The sequence below is a fragment of the Fusicatenibacter sp. genome (assembly GCF_050872605.1).
Lineage (GTDB): Bacteria > Bacillota > Clostridia > Lachnospirales > Lachnospiraceae > Fusicatenibacter.
In genome coordinates, this window is record NZ_JBNMHD010000014.1 from 14,392 (window position 1) to 41,125 (window position 26,734).

General features: G+C 47.9%; 22 protein-coding genes. 21 read left to right on the plus strand and 1 reads right to left on the minus strand.

Annotated features, from left to right (window positions below; translation table 11 throughout):
• The first annotated feature begins 1 nt into the window (after position 1).
• The 8 genes from ACY2VT_RS06135 (at position 2) to ACY2VT_RS06170 (ending at position 7,203) form a co-directional block, all read left to right on the plus strand.
• Positions 2 to 706 carry an IspD/TarI family cytidylyltransferase gene (locus ACY2VT_RS06135; RefSeq protein ID WP_461879268.1) on the plus strand — a complete coding sequence of 235 codons (705 nt, stop codon included), beginning with the start codon at positions 2 to 4 and terminating at the stop codon, positions 704 to 706.
• Positions 703 to 1,716, plus strand: a complete 1,014-nt coding sequence (locus ACY2VT_RS06140) for a galactitol-1-phosphate 5-dehydrogenase (protein WP_461879269.1) — start codon at positions 703 to 705, stop codon at positions 1,714 to 1,716. The genes ACY2VT_RS06135 and ACY2VT_RS06140 overlap by 4 nt, the downstream gene beginning before the upstream one ends.
• A 33-nt stretch (positions 1,717 to 1,749) precedes the next feature.
• Positions 1,750 to 2,394: a ribulose-phosphate 3-epimerase gene (locus ACY2VT_RS06145; protein WP_461879270.1), complete on the plus strand. Its 645-nt coding sequence runs from the start codon at positions 1,750 to 1,752 to the stop codon at positions 2,392 to 2,394.
• An 81-nt stretch (positions 2,395 to 2,475) separates the two neighbouring features.
• Positions 2,476 to 3,036 carry a manganese efflux pump gene (locus ACY2VT_RS06150; RefSeq protein WP_461877749.1) on the plus strand — a complete coding sequence of 187 codons (561 nt, stop codon included), beginning with the start codon at positions 2,476 to 2,478 and terminating at the stop codon, positions 3,034 to 3,036.
• A gap of 139 nt (positions 3,037 to 3,175) precedes the next feature.
• Positions 3,176 to 3,940, plus strand: coding sequence for a glycosyltransferase family 2 protein (locus tag ACY2VT_RS06155; RefSeq protein ID WP_461879271.1), 765 nt, complete (start codon positions 3,176 to 3,178; stop codon positions 3,938 to 3,940).
• Entirely contained in the window at positions 3,940 to 5,337 is a 1,398-nt protein-coding gene (locus tag ACY2VT_RS06160; protein WP_461879272.1) for a sugar transferase, read from the plus strand. The genes ACY2VT_RS06155 and ACY2VT_RS06160 overlap by 1 nt, the downstream gene beginning before the upstream one ends.
• On the plus strand, positions 5,330 to 6,205 hold the full coding sequence (locus ACY2VT_RS06165; RefSeq protein WP_461879273.1) for a LicD family protein: 876 nt from the start codon (positions 5,330 to 5,332) through the stop codon (positions 6,203 to 6,205). Before ACY2VT_RS06160 ends, ACY2VT_RS06165 begins: the two co-directional genes overlap by 8 nt.
• Before the next feature lie 17 nt (positions 6,206 to 6,222).
• Positions 6,223 to 7,203: a glycosyltransferase family 2 protein gene (locus ACY2VT_RS06170; RefSeq protein WP_461879274.1), complete on the plus strand. Its 981-nt coding sequence runs from the start codon at positions 6,223 to 6,225 to the stop codon at positions 7,201 to 7,203.
• 58 nt (positions 7,204 to 7,261) lie between these two features.
• Here ACY2VT_RS06170 and ACY2VT_RS06175 read toward each other — a convergent pair whose 3' ends face one another.
• Positions 7,262 to 9,508, minus strand: a complete 2,247-nt coding sequence (locus ACY2VT_RS06175) for a ComEC/Rec2 family competence protein (protein ID WP_461879275.1) — start codon at positions 9,506 to 9,508, stop codon at positions 7,262 to 7,264.
• 196 nt (positions 9,509 to 9,704) lie between these two features.
• On the opposite strand from ACY2VT_RS06175, the gene ACY2VT_RS06180 reads away from it, so the two are divergent.
• The 13 genes from ACY2VT_RS06180 to ACY2VT_RS06240 all read left to right on the plus strand — a co-directional run bounded on the left by ACY2VT_RS06180 (position 9,705) and on the right by ACY2VT_RS06240 (position 26,686).
• The gene (locus tag ACY2VT_RS06180) at positions 9,705 to 10,772 is read left to right on the plus strand and encodes a DUF6077 domain-containing protein (protein WP_461879276.1); all 1,068 of its coding nucleotides are present in this window, start codon (positions 9,705 to 9,707) and stop codon (positions 10,770 to 10,772) included.
• Between the two features lie 12 nt (positions 10,773 to 10,784).
• Positions 10,785 to 11,621, plus strand: coding sequence for a hypothetical protein (locus tag ACY2VT_RS06185; RefSeq protein WP_461879277.1), 837 nt, complete (start codon positions 10,785 to 10,787; stop codon positions 11,619 to 11,621).
• Positions 11,622 to 11,637: 16 nt separating this feature from the next.
• Positions 11,638 to 11,988: an EamA family transporter gene (locus tag ACY2VT_RS06190; protein WP_461878428.1), complete on the plus strand. Its 351-nt coding sequence runs from the start codon at positions 11,638 to 11,640 to the stop codon at positions 11,986 to 11,988.
• Positions 11,981 to 12,319, plus strand: a complete 339-nt coding sequence (locus ACY2VT_RS06195; protein ID WP_461879278.1) for an EamA family transporter — start codon at positions 11,981 to 11,983, stop codon at positions 12,317 to 12,319. Before ACY2VT_RS06190 ends, ACY2VT_RS06195 begins: the two co-directional genes overlap by 8 nt.
• Positions 12,320 to 12,468: 149 nt before the next feature.
• The gene (gene rfbC, locus ACY2VT_RS06200) at positions 12,469 to 13,029 is read left to right on the plus strand and encodes a dTDP-4-dehydrorhamnose 3,5-epimerase (RefSeq protein WP_461879279.1); all 561 of its coding nucleotides are present in this window, start codon (positions 12,469 to 12,471) and stop codon (positions 13,027 to 13,029) included.
• Positions 13,030 to 13,046: 17 nt separating this feature from the next.
• Positions 13,047 to 14,459, plus strand: a complete 1,413-nt coding sequence (locus ACY2VT_RS06205; RefSeq protein WP_461879280.1) for an ABC transporter permease — start codon at positions 13,047 to 13,049, stop codon at positions 14,457 to 14,459.
• Between the two features lie 80 nt (positions 14,460 to 14,539).
• Positions 14,540 to 15,874: a Wzt carbohydrate-binding domain-containing protein gene (locus ACY2VT_RS06210; protein ID WP_461879281.1), complete on the plus strand. Its 1,335-nt coding sequence runs from the start codon at positions 14,540 to 14,542 to the stop codon at positions 15,872 to 15,874.
• A 10-nt stretch (positions 15,875 to 15,884) separates the two neighbouring features.
• Positions 15,885 to 16,811 carry an SAM-dependent methyltransferase gene (locus ACY2VT_RS06215; RefSeq protein WP_461879282.1) on the plus strand — a complete coding sequence of 309 codons (927 nt, stop codon included), beginning with the start codon at positions 15,885 to 15,887 and terminating at the stop codon, positions 16,809 to 16,811.
• 1 nt (position 16,812) lies between these two features.
• On the plus strand, positions 16,813 to 18,186 hold the full coding sequence (locus ACY2VT_RS06220) for a hypothetical protein (protein WP_461879283.1): 1,374 nt from the start codon (positions 16,813 to 16,815) through the stop codon (positions 18,184 to 18,186).
• A 7-nt stretch (positions 18,187 to 18,193) separates the two neighbouring features.
• Positions 18,194 to 20,719, plus strand: coding sequence for a glycosyltransferase family 2 protein (locus ACY2VT_RS06225; protein WP_461879284.1), 2,526 nt, complete (start codon positions 18,194 to 18,196; stop codon positions 20,717 to 20,719).
• Positions 20,719 to 23,157: a glycosyltransferase family 2 protein gene (locus ACY2VT_RS06230; RefSeq protein ID WP_461879285.1), complete on the plus strand. Its 2,439-nt coding sequence runs from the start codon at positions 20,719 to 20,721 to the stop codon at positions 23,155 to 23,157. Before ACY2VT_RS06225 ends, ACY2VT_RS06230 begins: the two co-directional genes overlap by 1 nt.
• Positions 23,158 to 23,190: 33 nt before the next feature.
• Entirely contained in the window at positions 23,191 to 24,621 is a 1,431-nt protein-coding gene (locus tag ACY2VT_RS06235) for a hypothetical protein (RefSeq protein WP_461879286.1), read from the plus strand.
• Positions 24,622 to 24,808: 187 nt separating this feature from the next.
• Positions 24,809 to 26,686, plus strand: coding sequence for a GBS Bsp-like repeat-containing protein (locus ACY2VT_RS06240; protein WP_461879287.1), 1,878 nt, complete (start codon positions 24,809 to 24,811; stop codon positions 26,684 to 26,686).
• The last annotated feature ends 48 nt before the right edge of the window (positions 26,687 to 26,734 follow it).

Sequence of the window (26,734 nt, forward strand, 5' to 3'; positions counted from 1 at the left end):
GATGAATTACGCAATCATACTATCGGGGGGAATCGGAACGAGAATGCAGATGGGGGATTTTCCGAAGCAGTATCTGGAAGTGGAAAAGAAACCGATTCTGCTGTATACGCTGGAGCAGTTTCAGAAAAGCAGTGCCGTTGAGAAAATCGTCATCGTGGCGGCAGATGCCTGGAGAGAGAAGATCCGCGGATGGATGGAAGAAGACGGGATTACGAAGTTTCTCGCCTTTGCGGATGCCGGGGATACGCGGCAGGAATCCATTCATAATGGCCTTACCGTCTGCATGGAGGATTCCGTATCGGAGAACGACGGTGTGATCATCCACGATGGCGTGCGGCCTCTGGTGAGTGAACAGCTGATTGGCGACTGCCTTGCGGCGCTCGCCGATCATGAGGGCTGTATGCCGGTGCTGCCGATGAAGGACACGATCTATCAGAGCAGCGACGGAACGAAAATTGACCATCTGCTGGAGCGCAGCACGCTGTTTGCCGGTCAGGCGCCGGAAGCCTTCCGTCTGCATCCGTATGCGAAAATCAACCGGGAAGCATCGAAAGAGGAGCTGTCCCTTACAAGGGGAACGAGTGAAATCGCCTACCGCCATGGGCTGGATGTGGCAATGATCCCGGGGGATGAACGGAACTTTAAGATTACGACGCGGAGCGACCTGGAGCGTTTCTGTACGATTGTGGAAGGAGAAACGAAATGAGAGCATACGAGCTGCACGGAATCAATGATTTAAGAAGGGAAGACATCGAAAAACCGGAAATCCCATCCGGCTGGGTTCTGGTGCAGGTAAAGGCATCGGGAATCTGCAGCTCCGATATTCCGCGGATTTTCACAAACGGAACGTATCATTTTCCAACGATTCCAGGCCATGAATTTTCGGGCGTGGTTGCCGCATGCGGCGAGGGCGTACCGGAGGACCGGATCGGAAAACGGGTCGGCATTTTTCCGCTGATCCCGTGCCGCACCTGCCCGCAGTGCCGGCAGAAAAAATATGAGATGTGCGAACACTACGATTACCTTGGATCGCGCCGGGACGGCGGCTTTGCGGAATACGTGGCCGTGCCGGACTGGAACCTGATGGAGCTGCCGGAAAACGTCAGCTTCCGCGAGGCAGCAATGCTGGAGCCGCTCTCTGTGGCGCTTCATGCGGTGAAACGAAGCGGTGTGAAGCCGGGCGATACCGCAGCAGTGATCGGAACGGGCATGATCGGTTTTGCAGCGGCAGCGTGGGCGAAAGCGCTCGGCGCCGAGACCGTTTTTGTGATTGGACGGGGCGAAGCAAAACGTGCGATCGCAGAACAGATCCCGGGCATCACATATGTGACGGAAGAGGAGAGCAAAGCGATTCAGGCGGATGTTGTAGTAGAAGCGGTCGGAACGCCGCAGGCCGTTTCCAGTGCAGTTCTTCTTGCCAGACCGGGCGGAAGCATCGTGCTGATGGGAAATCCATCGGGCGATCTTGCGATGGAAAAGAACGTGTACTGGCGCATCCTGCGCAAACAGCTGAACCTGACGGGAACGTGGAATTCTTCTTATGAAAAAGATGAAGCCTGCGACTGGACGGAGGCACTCGATGCGCTTTCGAAGAAGAAAATCCCGGCACAGGCGCTGATCACGCACTGTTTCCCGTCCGAAAAGCTGATGGATGGACTGGAACTGATGAAAAATCACAAAGAGCCATACTGCAAAGTAATGGTTTCATGGGAGTAGAAAAATATGAGAAAAAGTCAGATATCGGCATCTATGATGTGCTCAAACCTTGTGGATCTGCAGGCGACGATCGATGTATTTGAAAAAGAAAAAGTCGAATATCTCCATATCGATGTGATGGACGGCGAGTTCGTTCCGAACTTCGGCCTTGGCGTCGACTACATCCGCGGACTGCGGGAACTGACGAGTATTCCGCTCGATCTTCATCTGATGATCAAAGACCCGGAGTACAAGCTGCCGTGGATCGGCATTCACAAAGAGGACATCGTGACGATTCATTATGAGAGCACTTTCCAGGTGCAGCGCGCGCTCGATTACCTCGTGCCGTACGGCTGCAAGCGGTTCCTTGCGATCAACCCGGCGACACCGATCGGGCAGATCGAGGAAGTGCTTGATTATATCGACGGCGTCAATCTTCTGATGGTGAATCCGGGCTTTGCCGGACAGAAAATTGTGCCGAGTACGCTGCGCAAAGCGGAAAAGCTGCAGAAATTTCTGCAGGAGATGCACCGGGAGGATATCATTTTAGAAGTGGACGGAAACATTACGAAGGAGCACGGCGCGACGCTGCGTTCCTGTGGAGCCAGCATTTTTGTGGCGGGAACTTCGAGCATTTTCTGCACCGATGTATCGCACTTCGGAGAAAAAATCCGGGAATTCCGGAAAGCAGTGGAATAAGAAAAAGAACTGCCTTTCCGGGATGCACGGTTTGAAAAACAGACGAATACTGTAAAGTGAGCGAATGACGGAGCGTGTCATATGGTAGAATTATTTCTGCTTGCTGCGGCGCTCTCGGCCGATAACTTTGCAGTAAGCATCGGATATGGAAGCAGCAATACGAGAATTTCACCCGGCATGACGGCGCTGCTGAATCTGTTCTGCAGTGCTGCCCTGGTTGCTTCCGCACAGTTTGGAAAAAGATTTCTGCAGTCCGCAGGACCGGAATGGGGAACCAGGGTGGGGGCGGGCTGCTTTTTTCTTATGGGAACGCTGAAAATTTTCGAAGAACTGAGAAAACGCAGAAGAAAAAAGCAGGGAAAAACAGAAGCAAGACCGGAACATCTGGAAAAACAGCTCCACCCGCTGGAATTTGGCCTGCTGGCGGTTTCGATGTCGGTGGATGGAATTGTCTCCGGCGTCTTTGCCGCGGATCTTCCGGTGACAGGAGGACAGATCTTTTTTGCCTCCTTCGCGGTCGGAATGGCGGCGATGTATGCCGGAACTGCCATCGGAAAAAAGACGGGGCAGAAAAACGGCGGAAACGGAGCATTGTTCGGAGGAATTCTGTTCTATTTACTGGCGTTTTTAAAGCTCACATAGAATTACATGTAAGAAAGAAAAACCAGCAGATCCCGGCGTAAAATTGACAAGCCCGTGCAGATATGCTATAAAAGTAGGAGGTTTGCTGCTGGAAAATTAAAAAAACAGATGCAGCAGACAAAGTAAGAGAGGAAAATACATGATTTCAGTAGTAATCCCTTCGTACAACGGTGCAGAAACACTGTTTCAGGCAATCGACTCAGTCCTTTGTCAGACAACAAAAACCCCGCTGGAAATCCTGGTGATCGACGACAATTCCACGGACGATACGATGGAAAAGATGGGGCGTTACGGAGAAAATGACCGGGTACGGTATATCCGGAATGAGACAAACAAAGGAGCGTCCGCATCCAGAAACCGCGGTGTACAGCTCGCAAAGGGCGATTACATTGCCTTTCTGGACGCGGATGATTACTGGGATCCCGAAAAACTGGAAAAGCAGGAAAAAGCCCTTGCAAAGACCGGTGATGTGCTCTGCTGTACGGGCCGGGAGCTGATTTACGATCAGGAACCGGAAAAGCAGAAGATCTTTTCTGTCCCGGAGCGGATCACCTACAAAATGCTGCTGCGCGGCAACGTGATCGGCTGCTCGTCGGTACTGGCCAAAAGAAGCGTTCTGCTGGAATTCCCGATGGAAAAGGACGAGTGCCACGAGGATTATCTGGACTGGCTGCGGATCCTGAAAAAATACGGGACAGCCTGCGGTGTGGATGAGCCTTTGCTGAAATACCGGCTGTCCAGCACAGGAAAATCGGGGAATAAACTGCATTCTGCAGGAATGACTTACCGTGTTTACCGCGAGATGGGAATGGGAACGTTCCGCTCCCTGTACTGTTTTGCGTGCTATGCCGTAAACGGTGTGCGGAAGTATTACGGTAAGGGCAAAAAGAGAGGAAGAGATTGATGAACTATAAAAACAGGGAACAGTACAAACATCTGATGCGTGTCCTGGCGGTCGCGGCGATTGTGCTTCTGGAATGCGCTGTTTTTTCTGTGTTCTGGGACAGATACTATGCGAGCCACCTGTGGCTGGAGCCGTTCTGGGATAAGGGAAATCAGATTATCGTCGTGATCTACGGCATTTTTCTTCTGGTTTTCATGTACATTTACGGCGGCATGAAGATCGGCTACATGAAGGGAAGCAGCATCATCTATTCCCAGATGATGACGGCATTCTGTGCCAATGCGCTGATGTATCTGCAGATTATCCTGCTGTGGCGCCACCTGCCGTACATTCTGCCGATGGTCGGCATGACACTCGTGGACTTTGCGCTGGCAGGCATTGTATCCTGGCTTTTTGAGAAGACGTTTGCGCGTCTCTTTCCGCCAAGAGAGGTGCTTCTGATTTACGGTGAATACCCGATGGAAAGCCTGGAGCTGAAGATGAACCAGCGGCCGGACAAGTATATTGTAGCACATAAGGTGAGCGCGGAAGTGGGAGAGAAAGAGCTCTGCCGCCAGATTGACGCATACGGCCAGGAGGGCGTGATCCTGGGCGATCTTCATTCGGAGCTGCGCAACCGTCTGCTGAAATATTGCTATGCGAAAGAAATCCGTGTCTATCTGACGCCGAAGCTGTCGGATATTATGGTACGGAAAGCGGAAGCGCTCCATATTTTCGATACACCGCTTCTGCTCGCGCGAAACAGTGGTCTTTCGTTTGATCAGAGATTCTGCAAGCGCCTGCTGGATCTGCTCGTATCGACGATTCTTCTTGTGATCACGTCGCCGATTATGCTGATCGCAGCGCTCTGCATCAAGCTGTATGACCATGGCCCGGTGTTCTTTAAACAGAAACGTCTCACGATCGGCGGAAAAGAATTCTATGTTTACAAATTCCGAAGCATGATTGTGGATGCCGAAAAAGACGGCGTAGCCCGCCTAGCAACGAAGAACGACAGCCGCATTACGCCGGTCGGAAAGGTGATCCGCGCGACGAGAATTGATGAGCTGCCGCAGCTTCTGAACATTTTCAAGGGCGATATGAGCGTCGTCGGACCGCGCCCGGAGCGGCCGGAGATTGCAAAGAAATATGAGGAATCGATTCCGGAATTTGCTTACCGTCTGAAAGTAAAGGCAGGCCTTACCGGCTACGCCCAGATTTACGGAAAGTACAACACGACCGCATACGACAAGTTGAAGCTGGATCTGATGTACATAGAGAGCTATTCGATTTTAGAGGATCTGAAGCTGATTCTTGCAACCTTTAAGATTGTCTTCACAAAGGAGAGCACAGAAGGGCTCGAGGAAGGACAGAAGATCAGCCTGAACGCAAAGGAAGAGGAGAAAAAAGATGTTTAATACCGAGGACGAGGTTTTACGCGGACTGCAGGAGAAAAACCTGGAAATGGCCGTTATGTTTTACCACTGGTGCCAGAAAAACCATCTGACATGCTATCTCTGCGGCGGCGGCTGTATCGGCGCGATCCGCCACGGCGGTTTCATTCCGTGGGACGATGATCTCGACTTTTTCATGCCGCGCAAGGACTATGAGAAGTTTTTAAAGATCTGGGATACGCAGGAGGAGAGTAAAATCTACAAGCTCGAGTACCCGAAAGAGGGCTTCTGCAATGCGCACACGTTTGCGAACATCCGCGACAGCCGCACTACACAGGTGAAAAAGGAGCAGGTCGATATGGATCTCTGCCATGGCGTTGCGCTTGATATTCTCCCGATCGAGGGCTATGCACCGGGAAACCTTGCGCGGAAATGGCAGGTCATCGAGGGGAAGATTTTCCAGCTTTTCTGCACACAGGTCATCCCGACGAAAGAGCGCCACGGTGCATTTATGCATTATCTTGGAACCGTTCTGCTGGCGCTGGCTCCGACGCAGAAGATGCGGTACCGGATCTGGAAGCAGGCAGAGAACTATATTACAAAATTTGATATCGACAGCCCACGGGTGGACGGCATCACCGAGATGTGCGCACCGCAGGCGATTCTCCGGAAATATCCGAAAAAGATTTTTGCATCGGCGATTGAGGTTCCGTTCGAGAACGAGCGCCTGCCGATTCCGGTCGGATACGACACATATCTGCGCATGGCGTTCGGCGATTATATGAAACTGCCGCCGAAGGAACAGCAGAAAGGCCACCACGATGCGGCGTTTCTGGATCTCGATCATCCGTATGAGCAGTATAAGGGGATACACTACTGCTGTAAGAAATAAAGAAAGAGGATAAAACAATGCCGGAAATTTCAATCATTACCCCGGTGTATCAGGCAGAAAAATTTTTAAAAAAATGTGTGGATTCCATTCTCTCCCAGTCTTTTTCGGACTGGGAGCTGCTTCTTGTAGATGATGGAAGCACCGACAAGAGCAGTGAAATCTGCCGGACATACGCAGAACAGGATGCGCGGATCCGTTATCACCAAAAAGAGAACGGCGGCGTCAGTTCGGCGCGGAATGCGGGCGTTGCGCTTGCAGAGGGGCGTTATATCACGTTTGTGGACAGCGACGATTTCGCAGCGGAGGATCTTCTGGAAACACTGTATCGTCTGGCGGAAAAGTATGATGCCGAAATGAGTATCTGCCGCGGATACGATCTCTATGAAGGAAGGCCGGTGCCGGATCTGAAACAGGAGGGAATCGAATCTGTGACCGACAGCGAGGAGGGACTGCGCCGGGTGATGAAGGCGCGCGTGTTCGGCGTGATGCCGTGGGGCAAGCTGTATCGGAGAGAGATTTTCGAGGGCGTTGTCTATCCGGAGAAAACAATCGCCGAGGATGCATACGTCATCGTTCCGTTAATGGAGCACTGCCGGAAGGTGGCCTTTTCCACAGCACAGAAATACTATTACGTGCACCGGCGCGAAAGTCTCACGACAAGCGGTTTTCGCTGGTCAGATCTGGGTTCGGTGGAAGTGTGGGATCATAACCGGAGTGTCGTGGAAGAACGCCACCCGGCGCTGAAAAAAGAAGCAGGTGTGCGCTGCTGCTGGGCGCGGTTTTTCGTGCTGGACAAGCTGATGCTGTTGGAAACCATGGACGCGGAGAAAAAGGCGCTTGCGAAGAGGCTGGCAAAAGAGCTTAAAAAGCATCCGCTTCTGGTACTGGAAGGCGATCACTTCACGAACGGGCGGAAAATCGCCTATCTGACCCTGTTTCTGGGAACCGGAATTTACCGGCAGTGCGTTCGTGCACTGTTCCGGAAAAGAAATTTATAAAAAATGCGGCAGAAACGAATGAGATTTTCGTTTCTGCCGCATTTTTATATGGATTTTTCTAGCTTTCTTTTTTGGAAAGCAGAACACCGTTTTTATCAAACACATACGTTGTTCCGTCAATTTTTTTCGTCCCGGTGACGCATCCGCCCCAGCTCTGGAAATAATATGTTTTTCCGTCAATTTCTGCCCAGCCGGTCTGCATGGAAGCATCATCGTTGAAGTAATACCAGTTGTTTTTATAATAGAACCACTGCGATTTTCTCGCACCGCCCCAGCTGTAGGTAAAGTACCAGACACCGTCCCGGATCACCCATTGGTTTGTCGGCATGACACCGTTTTCATCAACAAAATAAAGATTGTTGTCATACGTAAAGGCTTCATCCGTTTTCCGTGTACAGTCCTCATTAATATAATAGTATTTATTCTGAAGCAGCAGCCAGCCTTCGTGTACGGCACCGCCCCAGCTTCTGAGATAATAATAGTTTCCATTCCATTTCAGCCACTGGTTCTGATACATTTTTCCGCTCTTATTTACAAAGTAGAGATTGTTGTCATACAGGAAACTTTCGTTCTGCTTCAGGGAACCGTCCGCATTCATAAAATACCAGGCGCCATCGATCTGATACCAGCCATTGGTTAGGCAGGAATATTTCTGTACATAATACCAGGCACCGTCATGGTACAGCCAGGTGCTGCCGGAAATACCGCCCCAGGAAAGAAATTTGACGCGGTAACCGTTTAAGGTAAGTGTCGTATTGCGTGCGGCACCTCCCCATGTGTAAAAATAGTACATCGTTTTGGTCTCCGGATCAGCGTGCCATCCGGACGAATACATAATACCGGTATCCTTGGCGAGATAGTACCAGTTGTTGCTGATAAACTGCCATCCGGTCTGCATCTCACCGCTGCCGGAAAAATAATAGTAATCTCCGTCAAGCAGAAGCCAGCCTGTTGCCATAACGCCGTCCGCACCGAGGTAATACGTTTTGTGGTCGAGGGTGAGCCAGCCGGTATACGGTGTTTCATCATCGTTGTAGTAATACCATTTTCCATCCCGTTTTACCCAGCCGATGACGTGGCGTTCGTTTGTGATCACGCCGTTTTCATCAGCGGTATATTCGATGCCCGTTTCTGTGTCGCGCCAGGAAGTGGAGCATACGAGAAAATGGCTGCTGTCTGCATAATATTTCTGTCCGCCGCGGGTGAAAAATCCGCTGTACGGGATGCCGTCATGATAAGCAACGAGCTTGGAAGAACGGCCGCGGTAAATTTCATAGGTATTATCCACGTTGGAAGTGACCGCGGAACCGGAAAAGTCAGCAATGACTGCCGGAAGATCGCCGGAATATTCTGTCGTGGAAAATACGCGCAGCCCCAGAGAGGTCAGGGTCTCGACGGTATCGTTATCCATAATACGGAAGTCACCGGTCTGGATAAAATATTCCGGGTTGACGGCAGCAAGATAGTCTGCATCGACAGCATTCGGATATCCGTGATGATTGGAAGTCATCAGATCAATGCTGTACAGCCCGTAGTTCGAAACAATCCGGCTGGCATCGCCCTCGACGTCGTCGATATCGCTCGTCAGAAAAGCGCGGTGGCCGTTTGCGGAGGCAATTACACCAAGACAGAACTGGTTGGCGTCCTCTTTTGGACTTGTGAGATAATCTTCCTCGTAGTTGACAATCTGGATCTGGAAATTTCCAAAAGCAAAATCAGGAGATCCTTCTTCTGCGGAGGCGGCACCGGGATTCAGATGCTGGATCAGGGTCACGCCTTCAGTCTCTTCTGCAGCAGTAAGAAGCTGGTCGTAGACATAAAGATTGTCCCAGAGACGCGCAGTATTATAGATATAACTGTCATCATACGGGAGCAGATAAACCCGGTCGGGGGAATACAGCCGCACGATGGTATCGCCGGTTCCAATATGGTCGCTGTGCGGATGTGTTGCAACATAAAACTGCAGATTATCGGAGGTGACACCGAGAGAGTCCAGGTAGGAGAGTACCTCATCGTCGTAGCCGGTCGACGTTGTGATGCCGCTGCGCAGCGGATAACGCGGATCAGATCCGTCAGGGTAATCCCAGTCCTCGCCGGAGTCTACCATGCCGAAAATTTTCTGGCCATTATCGTCTACACTTTCCAGAACGATGGCATTGGAGCCGCTGTCGAGTGTCAGAATGTGAATTTTTGCTGTAGTATCAGCCGCATGTGTGTTTTCCGGGGTGAGAAAAAGAAAAGCAGCGGCAAGGGATGCCGCGCCGATGGAAAACACGGATCTGCGGGTATGCCGGGAAAAAGGCATATCAATGGCTCCTTTCGTAACATATATCATTAAAAAAAGTAAAACAGCCGGGCGGAAAATAAGCACCCGACATCACGATTATACAAAATTTCAGGGAAAAGTCAATGTTTATTAGAATTTCGATTACTTGACGCAGACAGGGCATCATGTTAGAATGAGTGGGATTGGGAATGTAAGGAAAAGAAAGGAACCAAACATGATTACCTTATTAAAAATTCCGGCACTGTTTCTGGGAATGCTCGCAGTGTTCTGCTGCCTGGGTTCTTTTTTTATCAGAGAAAACAGGTATGAGAGCGGACATCTGGGGGAAACTGTGCTGTTTGGCTTTATTGCATATTACTTCTTATTTGAACTGATTTCTGTGCCGATGATGGTGCTCGGTGCAAAGCTGCATTTGCTCGCATGGGGATGGGCTGCTGTTGTGGCTGTCCTTGTAATTGCTTCCATCTGTCTTCATCTGGGAATGTGGAGAGAGTGGGGAAAAAGAAGCGGCGGTTTCCGGAGAGGAAAGACGGCGGCTTTTTATGTGATGCTGGTACTGATCGGAATCCAGCTGTATTTTGTGGCTGCACTGCAGGAAAACGGCAGTGCGGATGCAGCGTATTATGTGGGAAGTGTGACAACGAACCTTGCGACAGATTCTATCAGCAGCTTTGACCCATATACAGGAAAAGCACTGGATTTTTTTAACATCCGTTATGTGTTCAGCATGTATCCGGCAGCAAATGCAGTACTGTGCCGTTTAACGGGCCTTCATCCGCTCGTGGTGACGAAGGTGATTCTCTGTATGATGACGGTAGTTTTAAGTTATCTCGTCTATGCACAGATCGGAAAGGCGCTGTTAAAAGAAAAACAGATGGTATGGGTGCTCCTGTGCTTTATCAGCGTTGTGAATCTGAATTTTCATACGATCTTTTCGAATGCGTCGTTCCTGCTGACGAGGGGATACGAGGGAAAGGCCGTATTGTGCAATATCATCCTCCCGTTTCTGTTTTATCTTGGCCTGTGCATGTATCAGGAGAAGAATGGAAAGAGAGTCTGGCTGCTGTTTTTCATGACAGGCGTCGCTGCGATTGACCTTACGATGTCATCCATGATGACCGTACCGGTGGCCATGAGTGCTGTGATTCTGCCGAATCTTGTGCGGAAAAAACGCTGGGGACAGATCGGGCTCTATCTGCTTGCTGTGCTGCCGTGTGTGCTGGTGCTTGGGGTCTATCTCCTTGGTGTGCGCGGTATCCTGCAGATTCCGGTTGTGCGGTAGAAAGGAGAAAATGTGGGCGGAATAAATCTGAATGAGAGCGGCCTCGATTTTGTGAGACAGGTCTTTGTGACGTTTGGAGGAAACACAACCGTACTGACGCTGTTTCTGCTGTCGGTGCTGTATCTCGCTTTAAAAGGAAAAAAGGAAGAGCGGTATGTGTTCGTAACAACCGCTGTTTTTCTGGCCTTTACGGTATACAATCCATTTGCGGTGAAATATATCCTGGGAAAACTTGGAATGGTCAATGTTTATTACCGGTTTTTCTGGATTCTGCCGATGGTACTGACCATCGGATATGCCTGCACGAAAGTTGTGAGCGGGCAGAAAAAAGGCTGGAGACGGTATCTGACCGCGGCTGCGCTGGCAGCGGTCATCTGTTTTGGCGGAAATTCCGTACTGGCTGGCGGACTGCCTCAGGTACCGGATAACCAGTACAAGATGCCGGATGATCTTCTGGCCGTCTGTACGGTGCTGCACGAAGAAGCGGGAGAGGGAACCGTAAGAGTTGTCTTTGAACCGGATTTCAACCTGATCGTGCGGCAGTATGATGCTTCGTTTGAACTGGTTCTGGACCGCGATATGGTTCTGACCTATCAGGGCTCCAATACGGTATCAACCGATGCGCTGACCGAGCAGGAAATTGAAGACGAAACAAAGATCCTTCAGATTATCACACAGACGGATCTGTCGCTGGATCAGAAAGAATTTTACAGAAGTCTTACGGAAATGAATGCAGAGTATATTGTACTTTCGAGCAGTTCAGCGGCAGTATCCTATGTGGAAACAGCGGGGTGCATTCCGGTAAGAGAAGTAGAAGGGCATATTATTTTCCGCGTGGAAGAAAAGTAAGAAGGAGGACTTGTTTTTGAATAAGGCAAAAGATTATATTCAGCTGCACTTAAATATCCTGCTGTTTTCCCTGACGAGTGTATTCTCGAAAGCCGCATCGGTTCAGCTGAATCGCGGAGGAATCAAAAATCCGCTGTTATACGTATTTTTATTTCTCATGGTTGCAAACTGCGGCGTTTACGCCATTGCATGGCAGAAGGTGATTAAGAAATTTTCTCTGTCCACGGCATATGCAAACCGCAGTGTCTATCTGATATGGTCCCAGATCTGGGCAGTGATTATTTTCCATGAGAATCTGACCGTAAAAAATATCATCGGCCTTCTGATTGTGCTGGTGGGAGTGATGGTGGTGCAGCGATATGAATAAATATATGATTTTAATGCTGATCTGTACAATGTTTTCCGCAATATCCCAGATTCTGCTGAAACAGAGCGCCAACGAGGAGCATGCATCTGCACTTCGTGAGTACCTGAACTGGCGCGTTATTACAGCGTATGTGATTTTCGGCAGTGTACTTCTTTTAAATACGTATGCCTATACACAGGTGGATTTAAAATACGGTCCGGTACTGGATACCTTTACGTATGTGTTTGTATTGCTGCTGTCCTTTGGCGTTTTAAAAGAAAAGGTTTCGAAAGGAAAGCTGATCGGAAACCTGATTATTATTTTAGGTGTGCTGGTGTATACATTGCCGTAAAGAAATTTGGATTGTACCACGGAAAAGAATGTGCTATAATCATAGAATGTTCTTGACCATGACATAAGGTCATCCTTTATAATAAAGACAGAAACCCAAAAGAAAAGTTCATAAAAAGAGTTTCAGAAAAAGAAAGAGAGGAACAAAAAATGGGAAAAATTAATGTAGAAACATGCGAAATCGAAGGATTAAAAGTTATCACACCAACCGTATTCGGGGATGAGCGCGGTTATTTTATGGAAACCTACAATTACAATGATTATAAAGCAACAGGAATTGATCAGGAGTTTGTACAGGACAACCAGTCCAGCTCCAAAAAAGGCGTTTTAAGAGGCCTTCATTTCCAGATTAACTATCCGCAGGATAAGCTGGTCCGCGTGGTCAGCGGTGAAGTATTTGACGTGGCTGTAGACCTTCGTCCGGGCTCTGAAACCTACGGAAAATGGTTCGGCGTTCTGCTTTCTGCTGAGAACAAAAAACAGTTCTTTATTCCGAAAAACTTTGCGCATGGCTTTATCGTACTGTCTGATTCCGCAGAGTTCGCTTACAAATGCACCGACTTCTATCATCCAAACGATGAGGGCGGCCTGGCATGGAACGACCCGGAGATTGGTGTAGAATGGCCGATGCCGGAAGGAATGACCGTAGAAGATCTGATCATCTCAGAGAAGGATCAGAAGTGGGGCGGAATCAAAGAGTTAAAGAAGTAAAACAGGAGAAATGACGAATGTCGAAGAAAAAAACAATACTGCTGGCAGTGTGTGCCGTTCTGGTTGTGCTGCTGAATGTGGTAATACTGACGCACAAAGCACCAACGGATGGACCGGTGGAACTTCAGATGAAGGTTCAGTCGGATCTTACCGACCAGATTAAGGTATATTTCACCCCGAACGATTTTTACAACGAAGAGATGACGGATGATTACACGTATGTGAATCAGTATCCGAACGGTACGATGGATGAAGAAAAAGAAGTTTCCCTTACCATCGACAGTTCTGCAAAGAAGCTCCGTATAGACTTCGGCGTGCAGCCGGGAACCTTTATGGTACGCGATGTGAAGCTGAAATACCGCAGCACCGATCTGGAGATCCCGCTGGAAACTCTGATGCAGGCAGAAAACCATGATATGGCTTCCATGAAAATCGAAAAGGATGCGGACGGAAACGAAGTTCTGGTGATGAAAACTGAAAATGCCGATCCGTATCTCGACATGGATCTTGATCAGAGCGTCATCCATGACAGATATGCGGCACATGCGGCAAAGATGAACTGGATTAAAATCCTGACAGCAGTCATTCTTCTGGATGGAGCGTGTCTCGTTCTGTTCCGGTACAGAGAAAAAGTGCTGGCGCTTCCAATCGAGCTTGTTCAGAACAGAAGATTAATCTTTTCTCTTGCGAAAAATGATTTTAAAACGAAATATGCAGGCTCTTACCTCGGTATCGTATGGGCGTTTATTCAGCCGATCGTTACCGTCCTGGTTTACTGGTTCGTATTCCAGGTGGGACTGAAGAGCCCGGGAGCAAATGGATTTCCGTTTGTTCTCTGGATGATTGCAGGTCTGGTTCCGTGGTTTTTCTTTTCGGACGTACTGAATGCCGGCACGAATGCACTGCTGGAATACAGCTATCTGGTAAAGAAGGTTGTATTCAAAATCAGTATTCTGCCGATGGTAAAAGAGATTTCGGCGCTGTTTGTCCATTTATTCTTTGTGGCATTCATGGTTTTCCTGTATAGCTGCTATGGATATTTCCCGGATCTCTACTTCCTGCAGCTTTTGTATTATTCATTCTGCGTATTTGTATTCTCCCTGGGAATCTGCTATGCGACATGCGCGATTGTTATTTTCTTCCGCGATCTGTCGCAGATTATCAGCATTGTTCTGCAGGTCGGCGTCTGGGTTACCCCGATCATGTGGAATATTGACCAGGTAAGTATGCCGTCCTTTTTATTAAAACTGCTGAAGCTGAATCCGTTTTTCTACATTGTACAGGGTTATCGTGACAGTCTGATCAACAAGGTGTGGTTCTTTGAGCATTTTGATCTGACCCTCTATTTCTGGATTGTCACCTTCGTACTGTTCGGAATCGGCACTATTATCTTCAAACGTCTGAAAGTACATTTTGCAGATGTTCTCTAAAAAAACAGGAAAAGTGTGCCGGAAGTTTTTAAATTTCCGGCACATTTTAGAAAAAAAGAAATAAGAGGTACAAAAAAAGAATGAACGATAATGCAATTACCGTGGATCATGTGAGCAAGCTGTATAAGCTGTATGATAAACCGTCTGACCGCTTCAAGGAGGCGATGGGACTGACAAAAAAGAAGCTGTATCGCGAGCATTATGCACTGCGGGATGTGAGCTTTGATGTAAAACGTGGAGAATCCATCGGTATCATTGGTACAAACGGTTCCGGAAAATCCACGATGCTGAAAATTATTACCGGCGTTCTGAATCCGACGGAGGGCCAGGTGAATGTAAACGGAAGAATTTCCGCCCTCCTGGAATTGGGAGCCGGATTTAACGGAGAATATTCAGGAATTGAGAACGTTTATCTGAATGGAACAATGAATGGTTTCTCAAGAGAGGAAATCGATGCAAGAATGGATGATATCCTGCGTTTTGCGGATATCGGTGAATTCGTCAATCAGCCGGTAAAAACGTACTCCAGCGGTATGTTTGTCCGTCTGGCTTTTGCCGTTGCCATTAACATTGAACCGGAGATCCTGATTGTCGATGAGGCACTTTCTGTCGGAGATGTTTTCTTCCAGGCAAAATGCTTCCGCAAATTCGAAGAGTTCCGGGAAATGGGAAAAACACTGCTGATGGTAAGCCATGACCTGAGCAGTATCAGCAAATATTCCGATAAAGTGATTCTGCTGAATCAGGGTACTATGGTCGATAAGGGAGAACCGAAATATATCGTTGATCTCTACAAACGTTTCCTGGTACACCAGGAGGGAGACCCGGAGGCAGAGAAAAAACAGAAGGAAGCAGCTACCGCGGCAGCACTGGGAGAGCAGGAGGCAGCGAAAAAAGCAGCCGAAGAGCAGAAAGAACAGGAAGTTGCAGGACTTGCCTTAGATGGCAAAAGCGGATTCCGGATGAACCCGAACGTACTGGAGTACGGAGAAAAACGGGCAGAAATTACCGGTGTTGCAATTTACGATGAAAAAGGACTCTGCACGAACACGCTGGAAAAAGGAACACGGTTCCGGATTGTCATGCAGGTGAAATTCCACGAGGAAGTACAGGAACCAATCTGTGCGTATACCATCAAGGATGCCCGCGGAACAGAAATCACCGGTACGAACACCATGTATGAGCAGAGTGACATCAAACCGAAAAAGCCGGGCGATGTGATTACCGTCACCTTTGAACAGGAACTGAATCTCCAGGGAGGAGAATATCTGCTGTCCTTTGGCTGTACTGGATACCGGGATGCAGATTTCCACGTATATCACAGACTGTACGATGCCTGCAGCTTAACGGTAGTTTCCACAAAGAATACGGTTGGATTTTTTGATATGAATTCGAAAGTAACGATAGAAGAGTGAGAGGGTACTTATGCAGGAGAGAATCGGTAACATTGAACTGGATTACACGTATTACCCGGGAGAGGACATTTACAGCGACGGACCCATCGAAGACGAACTCCTGGAAATTGCAAAGAGCTGTACAGAGGAAGAACTGAATGCCGAGATTGCCAGAAGAAAGAGCTGGCCGGTGCTGTACCATTTTTCACACATCCGCCAGAATATTCTGGAGTGGGTGCCGTTTCAGAAAACGGACAGAGTTCTGGAGATTGGTTCGGGCTGTGGTGCCATCACGGGTGCCATTGCGCAGAAGGCCGGATCGGTTACCTGTATCGATCTTTCCAAAAAGAGAAGCTATATCAATGCTTACAGAAACCGTGCATATGGCAACATCAATATCCTGGTGGGAAACTTCCAGGATATTGAGGAAAATATGGACGAATGCTACGACTATATCACCCTGATCGGGGTGTTTGAATATTCAAAAGGATATATTGGCACGGATGATCCTTATGTGGAGATGATCCGCAGAATCAAGAGACATCTGAAGCCGGGCGGACAGATCCTGATTGCAATTGAGAACAGGCTGGGACTGAAATATTTTGCAGGATGCACGGAAGACCATACAGGTGTCTTTTTTGACGGCATCGAGGATTATCCGAATCTGCAGGGGGTACGGACGTTCTCGAAAAAAGAGCTGCAGGAAATCATTGACCGGGCAGGAGAGTTTGAGACAAAATTTTATTACCCGTACCCGGATTACAAATTCCCGCTGACGATCTATTCCGATGAATATCTTCCAAAGTGCGGGGAGCTGAAGCTGACCGCCTACAATTATGACCGTGCGAGAATGGAACTGTTTGATGAGACGAGGGTGGCAGATACGTTGATTTCCAATGGACTGTTTCCGGAGTTCTCCAATTCCTTTTTTGTACGGGTGAAATGGGGGGAAGCGTAACATGGGCCGAAAAACAGAAGAAATTCTTTATATCAAATATGCCAATGAAAGAAACCGGGAATTTGCCGCACGGACCGAGATTTTAGAGGATACCGAAGGAAACCGCAGTGTGAGAAAAACACCGCTGTACCCGGAGGGAAAGGCGCATGTGGCAGGTCTTGTGGAAAAATACCACAGACTGGAGCCGGATTATGAAAAAGTCGGACTGTTCTGCAACCGCGCGGAAGCAGACGGCAATGCGGTACGGCTGGAATACCTGACCGGGGAGTCGTTAGAAGAGCATCTTGATACGCTTCTGGATCACAAAAAGACAGAAGAGGCGGAAAAACTGCTGAAACAGTATATCGAAAAGATCCAGGTACTTCCGGGACAGGAAAACTTTCACATGACAGAGGAATTCAGAAAAGTGTTCGGGGAAGCGGAAAGTCTGGAAACCATGGCAGCTGTCTCAAACGCCAACATCGACATGGTATGCCAGAATGTGATGATGGATGCGGACCGCTGGACGATGATTGATTACGAGTGGACTTTTTTCTTCCCGGTTCCGACGGCATTTCTCGTATACCGTGTGCTGCACTACTATCTGGAGACACATGGAAAGCGCAGCGTTCTGGATAAGGAAGCACTGTACACCTGGGCCGGCATTACAAAAGAACAGCGGGAAACCTTCCATGAAATGGAACATCATTTCCAACAGCATCTGACCTCAGGCCATGTTCCGATGCGTGAGATGTACGGGGCAATCAGTCCGGGAACGTATCCGGTGCGCCATCTGGTCACGAAAGAACAGATCCGCAGAGGACAGGAACGCATGCAGATTTTCTTTTCGGATGAAAACGGATTCCGGGAGGAAAGAAGCATTTATTATAAACTGGAAAACGGAGAATTCCATGGAACGATTGAAATTCCGGAGCACACCGATGAGATCCGCCTGGATCCGTGCGACGGAATGGGACTCTGCCAGATTGAGGAGCTTTCCTTTGATGTGGGAACGATAGGTGAGATCATCACTTCAGATGGAATCACGGAAGACGGGGAAATTTACCTGATGAATGCAGTGGATCCGCAGCTTTATCTCGGCAGGGTTCCAGAAGGAGCAAAAACTCTGACCGTTCATCTGCATGTGACAGTAACGGAAGCAGATTCCGTGAAAATCAATGAAGCGGCCGGAAAACTGCTGAAAAACAGAGGAAAGAGACTGCGGAAAGAGAAAGAAAAACGGAAACAGGCAGAGGCACAGCTTGCAGAGAAGGCAGAAGAACTTTCCCGTCTCCAGGCAGAACTGGCACAGAAAACAGCGAAAATCGAAGAGATGGAACAGACGAAGGTCTGGAAGCTATACAGAAAGTATCGCACGATACGCGAAAGGAATTAAGAAATTCATGGGAGTTATTTATTCATCAGTTGATGCACAAGACTATACAACGGAACAGAATGGTACCCTGACTTTAAGCGGATGGAGAGGCTCAGAGAATGCCGGAGAGATTACGATGACCTGTCTGGCAGACGAAACAGAGGTTTCCACGGCAGAATTTTCCACCCATAAAAGAGAAGATGTATTTCAGATCTGCAAAACACTTTCGAAAGAAGACAGCAATGTGGGTTTTGAACTGACGATTACAGGGTTAAATCCGCTGATGGAACAGTATCAGAACATTCGTATCATCTGCCGTCAGGGGAAAAATGAAAAGACAGTCTGGGAAAAGCCGATGGCGGAGCTGAAAAAGGAAGTCGGAGCGCGCACGCTGATCCGAAGAATCGATGATATCCGAAGACGGGGAAGCCAGATGGTGGTATCCGGCTGGATCATCGACTATCTGCAGGAAAACCGGATCAAAGTACAGGATGGTCACGGAAAACCGGTGCCGTACGAGATGAAACAGATGGCAAGACCGGACGTCTGCGAAGCGTACAAATTGAAAGACATCAAGGCGTTTGGATTTGAAGTATCTGTTGCGTGCAAGGATCTGAAAAATCAAATGTTTACCGTTTGCTTTGAGAATGAAATGACGGTAAAAGAGGCAACCGTTGATGTGAAAAAATACGACTTTGAGAACTCTCCGCGCGGCCGGATGATGCAGACCTTAAGCCTGTCCAGAAGAAAAGAAAACAGGAAGATCATTCGTGAAAAAGGGCTTTCTTATTTTATCAAATTTGTGCAGGATCAGATGGACGTAGAGCAGGAAGATTATGAGGCATGGTTAAGAGCGCATCAGCCAAATCCAAAAGAGCTGAAAAAGCAGCGAAAAACAAAATTTGCGTATGAGCCGAAGATCAGCATCGTTATTCCGCTTTTTAATACACCGATCCGCTATCTGGATGAGCTGCTGGTGTCCATCACATCCCAGACGTATGCAAACTGGGAGCTCTGCCTGGCAGATGGAAGTACGAAAAAAGAAGTTGGTGACTTTATCCGCCAGAAATATGGAAAAGAGAAGAGAATCAGATACCAGAAGCTGGAAGAGAACAAGGGAATTGCCGGAAACACGAATGCGGCAGTTGCCATGGCAGACGGCGATTATGTGATGCTGTGCGACCATGATGACCTGGTTGCTGTCAACGCACTGTACGAGATGGTATCCGTCCTGAATGAGGATCCATCCACCGATATCGTCTACACCGATGAGGATCTGGTAAACAGCGACACGACCATGTATTTTTCCCCGCGATTTAAACCGGACTTTAACTTTGACTTTCTCCGTTCGATCAATTATATCTGCCATATTTTTATGGTGCGTAAGACAATTCTCGATGAGGTTGGATGCTTCCGTGAAAACTTCGACGGAGCGCAGGACTTCGATTTTATTCTGCGGTGCTGTGAGAAAACGACAAAGATTGCCCATATCCCGAAGATTTTGTATCACTGGAGAAGCCATGAAAATTCTACAGCAGGAAACCCGGACAGCAAGCAGTATGCGATCGACGCCGGAAAACGTGCGCTCGAGGAGCATTATGCCCGTCTCGGCATTGATGCCGAGGTGCGCTACACCGGCATTTTCATCATGTTTGAGTCTGTGCTGAAGGTCAAAGACAATCCGAAGGTATCGATTCTGATCCCGAGTAAGGATCATGTGGAGGATCTGGACAAATGTATCACATCGATCGAGGAAAAATCGACCTGGAAGAATTTTGAGATCATTGTCATTGAGAACAACAGTACTGAGCAGGATACCTTTGCTTATTATGACCAGATCCAGCTCCGCTATCCAAATGTACAGGTGGTTTACTGGAAGAAGGGCTTCAACTATTCTGCAATCAACAATTACGGTGCATCATTTGCAACGGGTGACTACTACGTTCTGATGAATAACGATATCGAAGTAATCACACCGCAGTGGATGGAGTACATGCTGGGTTACTGCCAGAGAGAGAATACCGGAATGGTCGGCGCCAAGCTGTATTATCCGGACGACACGGTGCAGCATTGCGGTGTTGTTATCGGTGTGGGCGGTTTTGCCGGTCATATCCTGACGAGAACGGGAAGAGAAGACAGCGGCTACTTTGGACGGCTGAAGGCTATTCAGGATATCAGTGCGGTAACGGCTGCCTGCCTGATGATCAAAAAAACAACGTTTGATGCGATTGACGGACTCGATGAAGAGTTCCAGGTAGCACTGAACGACGTGGATCTCTGCCTGAAGGTACGGGCACACGGAGAACTGGTGGTACAGAACCCGATGGTGGAAATGTATCATTACGAGTCAAAGTCCCGCGGAATGGAAGACAGCAAAGAAAAACATGAGCGCTTCAAACGGGAGATCGCCAGATTCCGCACAAAATGGGCAGATATTCTGGAAAAGGGAGACCCGTATTATAATCCGAATCTGACTCTGATGTACGATGACTGCAGAATCCGTGGAAAACACGAACATTTTGACATCATTGATGAGATTGAAGGAGGACACTGATGGCCGAGGATATTTTTGAGGTAAAAAGAGAACGGTTTGATCTGCTGCGTCCAGAAATTTATTTATTACAGGGAACGTGGCCTGAGGGCTATCGCGTGGAAGCATATCTGAAAAAACAGCAGATTCCAGGGGAGATAATGCCGTGGGATTATGTGAGCGTGCTCGACCGCGCTGCAACACATGAGGGGACCAAAAGAGTAACGGTAAGCCTTACCATGCCGGAGAAAATTGAGCCGTCTGGAAAGCTGGTCATCTATGCAGCACGCGGTGACAAGAAGATCAAATGGTTTGAGATCGGGGCGAAAGAACTGGCCCGCCGTCAGAACAGACCGTATTTTTTCATTGATGAGCAGAAAACACTTCGGGACGAAGAAATCTGCAGAATCCGCGGCTGGGTTGTTTCTGATCAGCCGGTCAGAATCGCAGTTTACGATGAAAAGAAAAAGAAAATCTCCTGTGAGATCAAACGGAACAAGCGCCTGGATGTTGCGGAGATGATCACAGAGACCCAGATAGAGCCGGAATGCGGCTTTTATATGGAGGTTCCGATCCGGGGAAGAAAAGTGATTTATCTGGTGTTTCATGACGGTAAGGAAAAAGCAGTTTATCCGATCGACCAGCGTTCCGTGATGATTGCGGCAGAAAAAGTGAGAATGTACACCAGAAAAGGCCGGCGTTATCTGCAGAACCATGGCACAGCCGAACTGATGGAAAAAGCGCTTCATAAAATTAAGAGCATGCGTCATGCGCCGGTGGATTACGGAAAATGGCTTCCGAAGCATCTGCCGGACAAAACAGAGCTGGAACGCCAGAGGAAAACAAAATTTGCAAAAGAGCCGAAATTCAGCATCGTTGTGCCGCTGTATAAGACCCCGGTGGAATATCTGGAGCAGATGGTACAGTCGGTGAAGCAGCAGACCTATCCGAACTGGGAGTTGGTTCTCTCCGACGGAAGCGGAAAGGATTCCCCGTTAAAAGCAGTGCTGGCGCGCATGGCAGCTGAGGAGCCGCGCATCCGCGTGGTGGAAAATGAGAAAGCGCTGCAGATTTCCGAGAATACGAACGCGGCGATGGAACAGGCAGCCGGTGATTACTTCGTCTTTATGGATCACGACGATATGCTGACGGAGCATGCCCTGTATGAGTGTGCTGCCGTTATCAACAAGACACCGGAAGCGGATGTGATTTATTCCGACGAGGATAAGATGTCAATGGACGGACATAAGTTCTTCCAGCCGCATTTCAAACCGGATTTCAATCTGGATCTGCTCTGCACGGTCAACTATATCTGCCATCTGTTTGTGGCAAAAAGAGAGCTGGTGGAAAAGGTCGGCATGCTCCGCAGTGAATTTGACGGTGCCCAGGACTACGATTTTATCTTCCGGTGTACCGAAGAAGCGGAGAAGATCTGTCATATTCCAAAGATTTTATATCACTGGAGATGCCATGAGGATTCCACTGCAGAAAATCCGGAGAGCAAGCAGTATGCATTTGAAGCCGGAAGAAGAGCGATTGAAGCGCATTATCAGAGAAAAGGCATCCATGCAACGGTAGAGAACGGTGAGTTCCTCGGCCTGTACCGGACGAAATACATTCTCGATGAAAAGCCGCTGATTTCGATTATTATTCCAAATAAGGATCACATCGATGATCTGGACCGCTGCGTGCAGTCGATTTTGAAAAAATCCAGCTATCCAAATCTGGAGTTTATTATTGTGGAGAACAACAGCACGGGGGAGAAGACCTTTGCGTACTATGAGAAACTGCAGAAAGAGTGCGGCAAGGCTCATGTGTGCTATTACAAAGGAAACTTCAACTATTCCAAAATCAACAATTTCGGTGTACAGTACGCAAAAGGAGAGTATCTGCTGCTGCTGAACAACGATACCGAGATGATTAATGATGACTGCATCGAAGAGCTGCTTGGCTACTGCACCCGCAGTGATGTCGGAATTGTCGGTGCAAGACTGTACTATGAGGATGATACGATTCAGCACGCCGGTGTTGTCATTGGCTTCGGCGGAATTGCCGGCCACTGCTTTGTACAGCAGCCAAGAGGAAACACGGGATACTGTCACAGGATCATCTGTGCACAGGATTACAGTGCCGTAACGGCAGCGTGCATGATGGTGAAACGAAGCGTCTTTGATGAGGTCGGCGGACTGACCGAAGAGCTTGCAGTGGCGTTTAATGATATCGACTTCTGCATGAAAGTACGGCAGAAGGGATACCTTGTCGTTTACAATCCGTATGCGGAGCTGTATCATTATGAGTCAAAATCAAGAGGACTTGAGGATACGCCGGAGAAACTGGAACGTTTCCACAAGGAAATCCGTACTTTCGAGACGAGATGGCCGGAGATTATGAAAAACGGAGATCCGTATTATAATCCGAACTTATCTCTGGAGACGCAGGATTTCTCATTGAAACGCCTGTAATACCAGAATAGTATTCGAAAAGGAAAAAAGAGAATGGAACAAAATACAAAGAAACAGGAAAGACGGTTGGAAATGGTTTTTCTTCTGGCAGTTTTTCTTACCATCCTGATGTGGGCGATGGTGCAGCCTTTTAATGCATCGCCGGATGAAGCCATGCGCTATCAGATTGTAGATTACATCATGCGCCACGGAAAACTTCCCGTGGGTTATGATGCAGAGATCCGCGATCCGAACTGGGGAATTTCTTATGCGTTTTATCCGATTACAACGTATATTGCAGGAGCCGTATTTGGAAAAATTGCAACATTGTTTTCTAGTTCCGGCATGGTGCCGATTTACGGTGCCCGGCTGGTCAATGTGATTTTGGGGACAATTACCGCAGGGCTGAATCTTAAGATCGGAAAAATGCTGTTCGAGAAGCGGATGGCATGGTTTTATACCATTCTGATCTGCTTTCTGCCTGGTACGATTTTCTTTAACTCGTATGTCAACATGGATGCACTGGGACTGTGCGCTTCTTCGTGGATCGTCCTCTGCTGGTGCAAGGCAGTTAAGAACGACTGGAGTGTGAAACTCTGCGTGGAACTGGGGGCGGCGATTTCGTTCTGTGCACTGTCGTACTTTAATGCCTACGGCTATATTCTGTGCAGTATCCTGTTCTTTTGCGCAACGATTTTACTTTGCGGAAGAAAAAAATGGGATGTAAAACGGATGATTCAGCTTGGACTTGTCGTGACGGCCGTTGTTGCTGTGCTGGCCGGCTGGTGGTTTATCCGGAATGCGATTCTGTACGACGGAGACTTTATCGGACGGAGCGCCTGTGCAAAATACGGTGCCATGTATGCGGCGCCGGGCTTCACGGAGGATACCAAGATTCTTCCGAAAAGGATGGACATGACGATATGGGATATGTACATGTGGATTCCGGGAAAATGGCAGTACAACTGGCTGGTTACGGTACTGGTCAGCTTTATCGGCGTTTTCGGTTATATGAATGTATTTCTGGCCAAAATCTGGTACAAGATCTATATTCTTGGATTCGGAATCGGCATTCTGGCCTCTGTTCCACTCTGGAAAAAGATGCTGTGGCTCAGAAAGAAAGAAGAAACTGTGGTTCGTACAGAGGAAACAGAAGAGGAAACGATCACATATCTGGTAGTGAAAGAAGAAAAAAGGTGGAGCCGGGAAGCACTGTTCCACTTTTCTATGGCAATCGCAATGGTGATTCCGTTTATTCTGCTGACCATTTATGCCTATTCTTCTGACTTTCAGGCACAGGGACGCTACATTTTGCCGATGATTCTTCCGTTTATGTATCTGATTACAAAAGGAATGGATGCACTGCTAAAGTGTCTGGTCAGGAAAGAAGCGATACGGAAATGGATCGTGCGGATCGTGGAAGGACTTTATATTGCCTCCGCATATGCTGTTTATTTCTTTGTTTTCCTGCCATTATATCATTAGAAGAAACGAAAAAAGACAGACTTTTGGAAATGATTTCCGGGGTCTGCCTTTTTTTGCTAAAGAAAAGCCTGGAAAATGTAAGAAAAATGTAAAAAAATATTGCAATGCAGGGGAAATCTGTGCTATCGTAGGAAAGAACGTGTAAATCGAACAGAAAAACAGAAAGGAAGCGTGAGAATAAGGCAACATGGAAACACAAGAAGAAAAGAAACCGAAGAAAGCGATTCAGGTACTGAAAAAAACGGGAATTGTAGTACAGTATGTCATCGTATTTCTGGCCATCCTGATCACATCCAGTATTCGGTGGATGTTTCGGACGTGGACAAGCCTGAATATGAATGAGCTGATGTTTCACCTGCAGTCACCGGTAGAAGGAACCGACACGGGAATCATCAAAAGCTATATCGTGTCCTGTCTGCTGGTTTCGGTTGTCCTGACCGCAGTTCTGGTATTACTTTACATAAAAATCAAAAACAGACGGCGCATTGTTCTGGGAATCAGCCTTGGCTGCATGATCTGTATTGCAGCTGTTACGATCGGATATATGTGGGAACGTCTTGGAATCACAGCCTATGCAAAAAACCAGACAACAAGCTCCAGCTTTATCGAGGATCATTACGTAGATCCCAATTCAGTTTCGTTGACTTTTCCGGAAAAAAAGAGAAATCTGATCTATATTTTTCTGGAGTCGATGGAAAATACGTATTCCTCGGAGGAATACGGAGGAGCTTTTCCGGAAAATGTGATTCCGGAGCTGACAGAGCTTTCCATGGAGAACGAAAACTTTTCCGGAGATCAGGAAACCTTAAACGGCGGAGTTCCGCTGACGGGAGCAACCTGGACGGTAGGGGCGATGTTTGCACAGACTTCCGGCCTTCCGTTAAAAATTCCGATTGAGGGAAATTCCATGGATACCCAGAAAGAATTTTTCCCGGGACTTACAACGCTTGGAGATATCCTAGATGATGCCGGATACGACCAGACGCTTCTGATCGGATCTGATGGCACATTCGGCGGAAGAAAGCTGTACTTTGAAGAACATGGAAATTATGACGTAATGGATTATAATTACTGTGAACAAAACGGGCTGATTCCGGAGGGATACCGTGTGTTCTGGGGATTTGAGGATAAAAAGCTGTTTGATATTGCAAAAGATACCCTGAAAGAGAAAGCAGCATCCGATGAACCGTTCAACCTTACGATGCTGACGGTCGATACCCATTTTGAGGATGGCTATGTGTGTGATGAATGTGACGACACATTCGGAGACAATCAGTATGCCAATGTCATGGCATGCTCAAGCAGGCGCGTGGCAGAATTTGTGAAGTGGGTGCAGAAGCAGGATTTCTATGAAAATACAACGATTGTAATTTCCGGAGATCATCTGACGATGGACAGTGATTTCTGTGAGGATGTGCCGGATACGTATGAGAGAAAAGTCTTTACGACGTATATCAATGCGCCGGTGCAGCCGACCGACACCGCGAAATACCGGGAATATTCTACTTTTGATCAGTTCCCGACAACGCTGGCAGCACTTGGCGTTTCTATCGAAGGAAACCATCTGGGCCTTGGAACAAATCTGTTTTCGAGTGAAATTACGCTGATTGAAAAATATGACAAAAATGTAGTAGATGATGAGCTGGAAAAACAGTCTGACTTTATGGATGAGATGACGAAGAACATCAAACAGGTAAAGAAAGAAGAACCATCGGATAACGATGATACGACAGAGGAAACAGAACAGACAGAAACGCAGGATCAGCCACTGGCTGAGATTGAGGTAACGCCATACGATTACCACAAAGGCTATTATACAATTACAGTACAGAATATTGTGCCGGATGATGTTCATACAGTACGGTGTGCAATCTGGAAGGAAGAGGATCAGAGTGACCTGATCTGGTATGAAGCAGAACACGAGGCAGACGGTTCTTACGTTGTAAACAGCATGGCGAGAGATTTCGGCTATCGGCCGGGCGAGTATCAGATTCATGTTTATGGTGTTACGGATGATGGAGATCCAGTTCTGCTTGGAAACTCTATTGGAGAAATTGTAAAATAGAAAAGCATAAAAAAATATCCCGTCCTGCCGGCGGGATATTTTTTTATG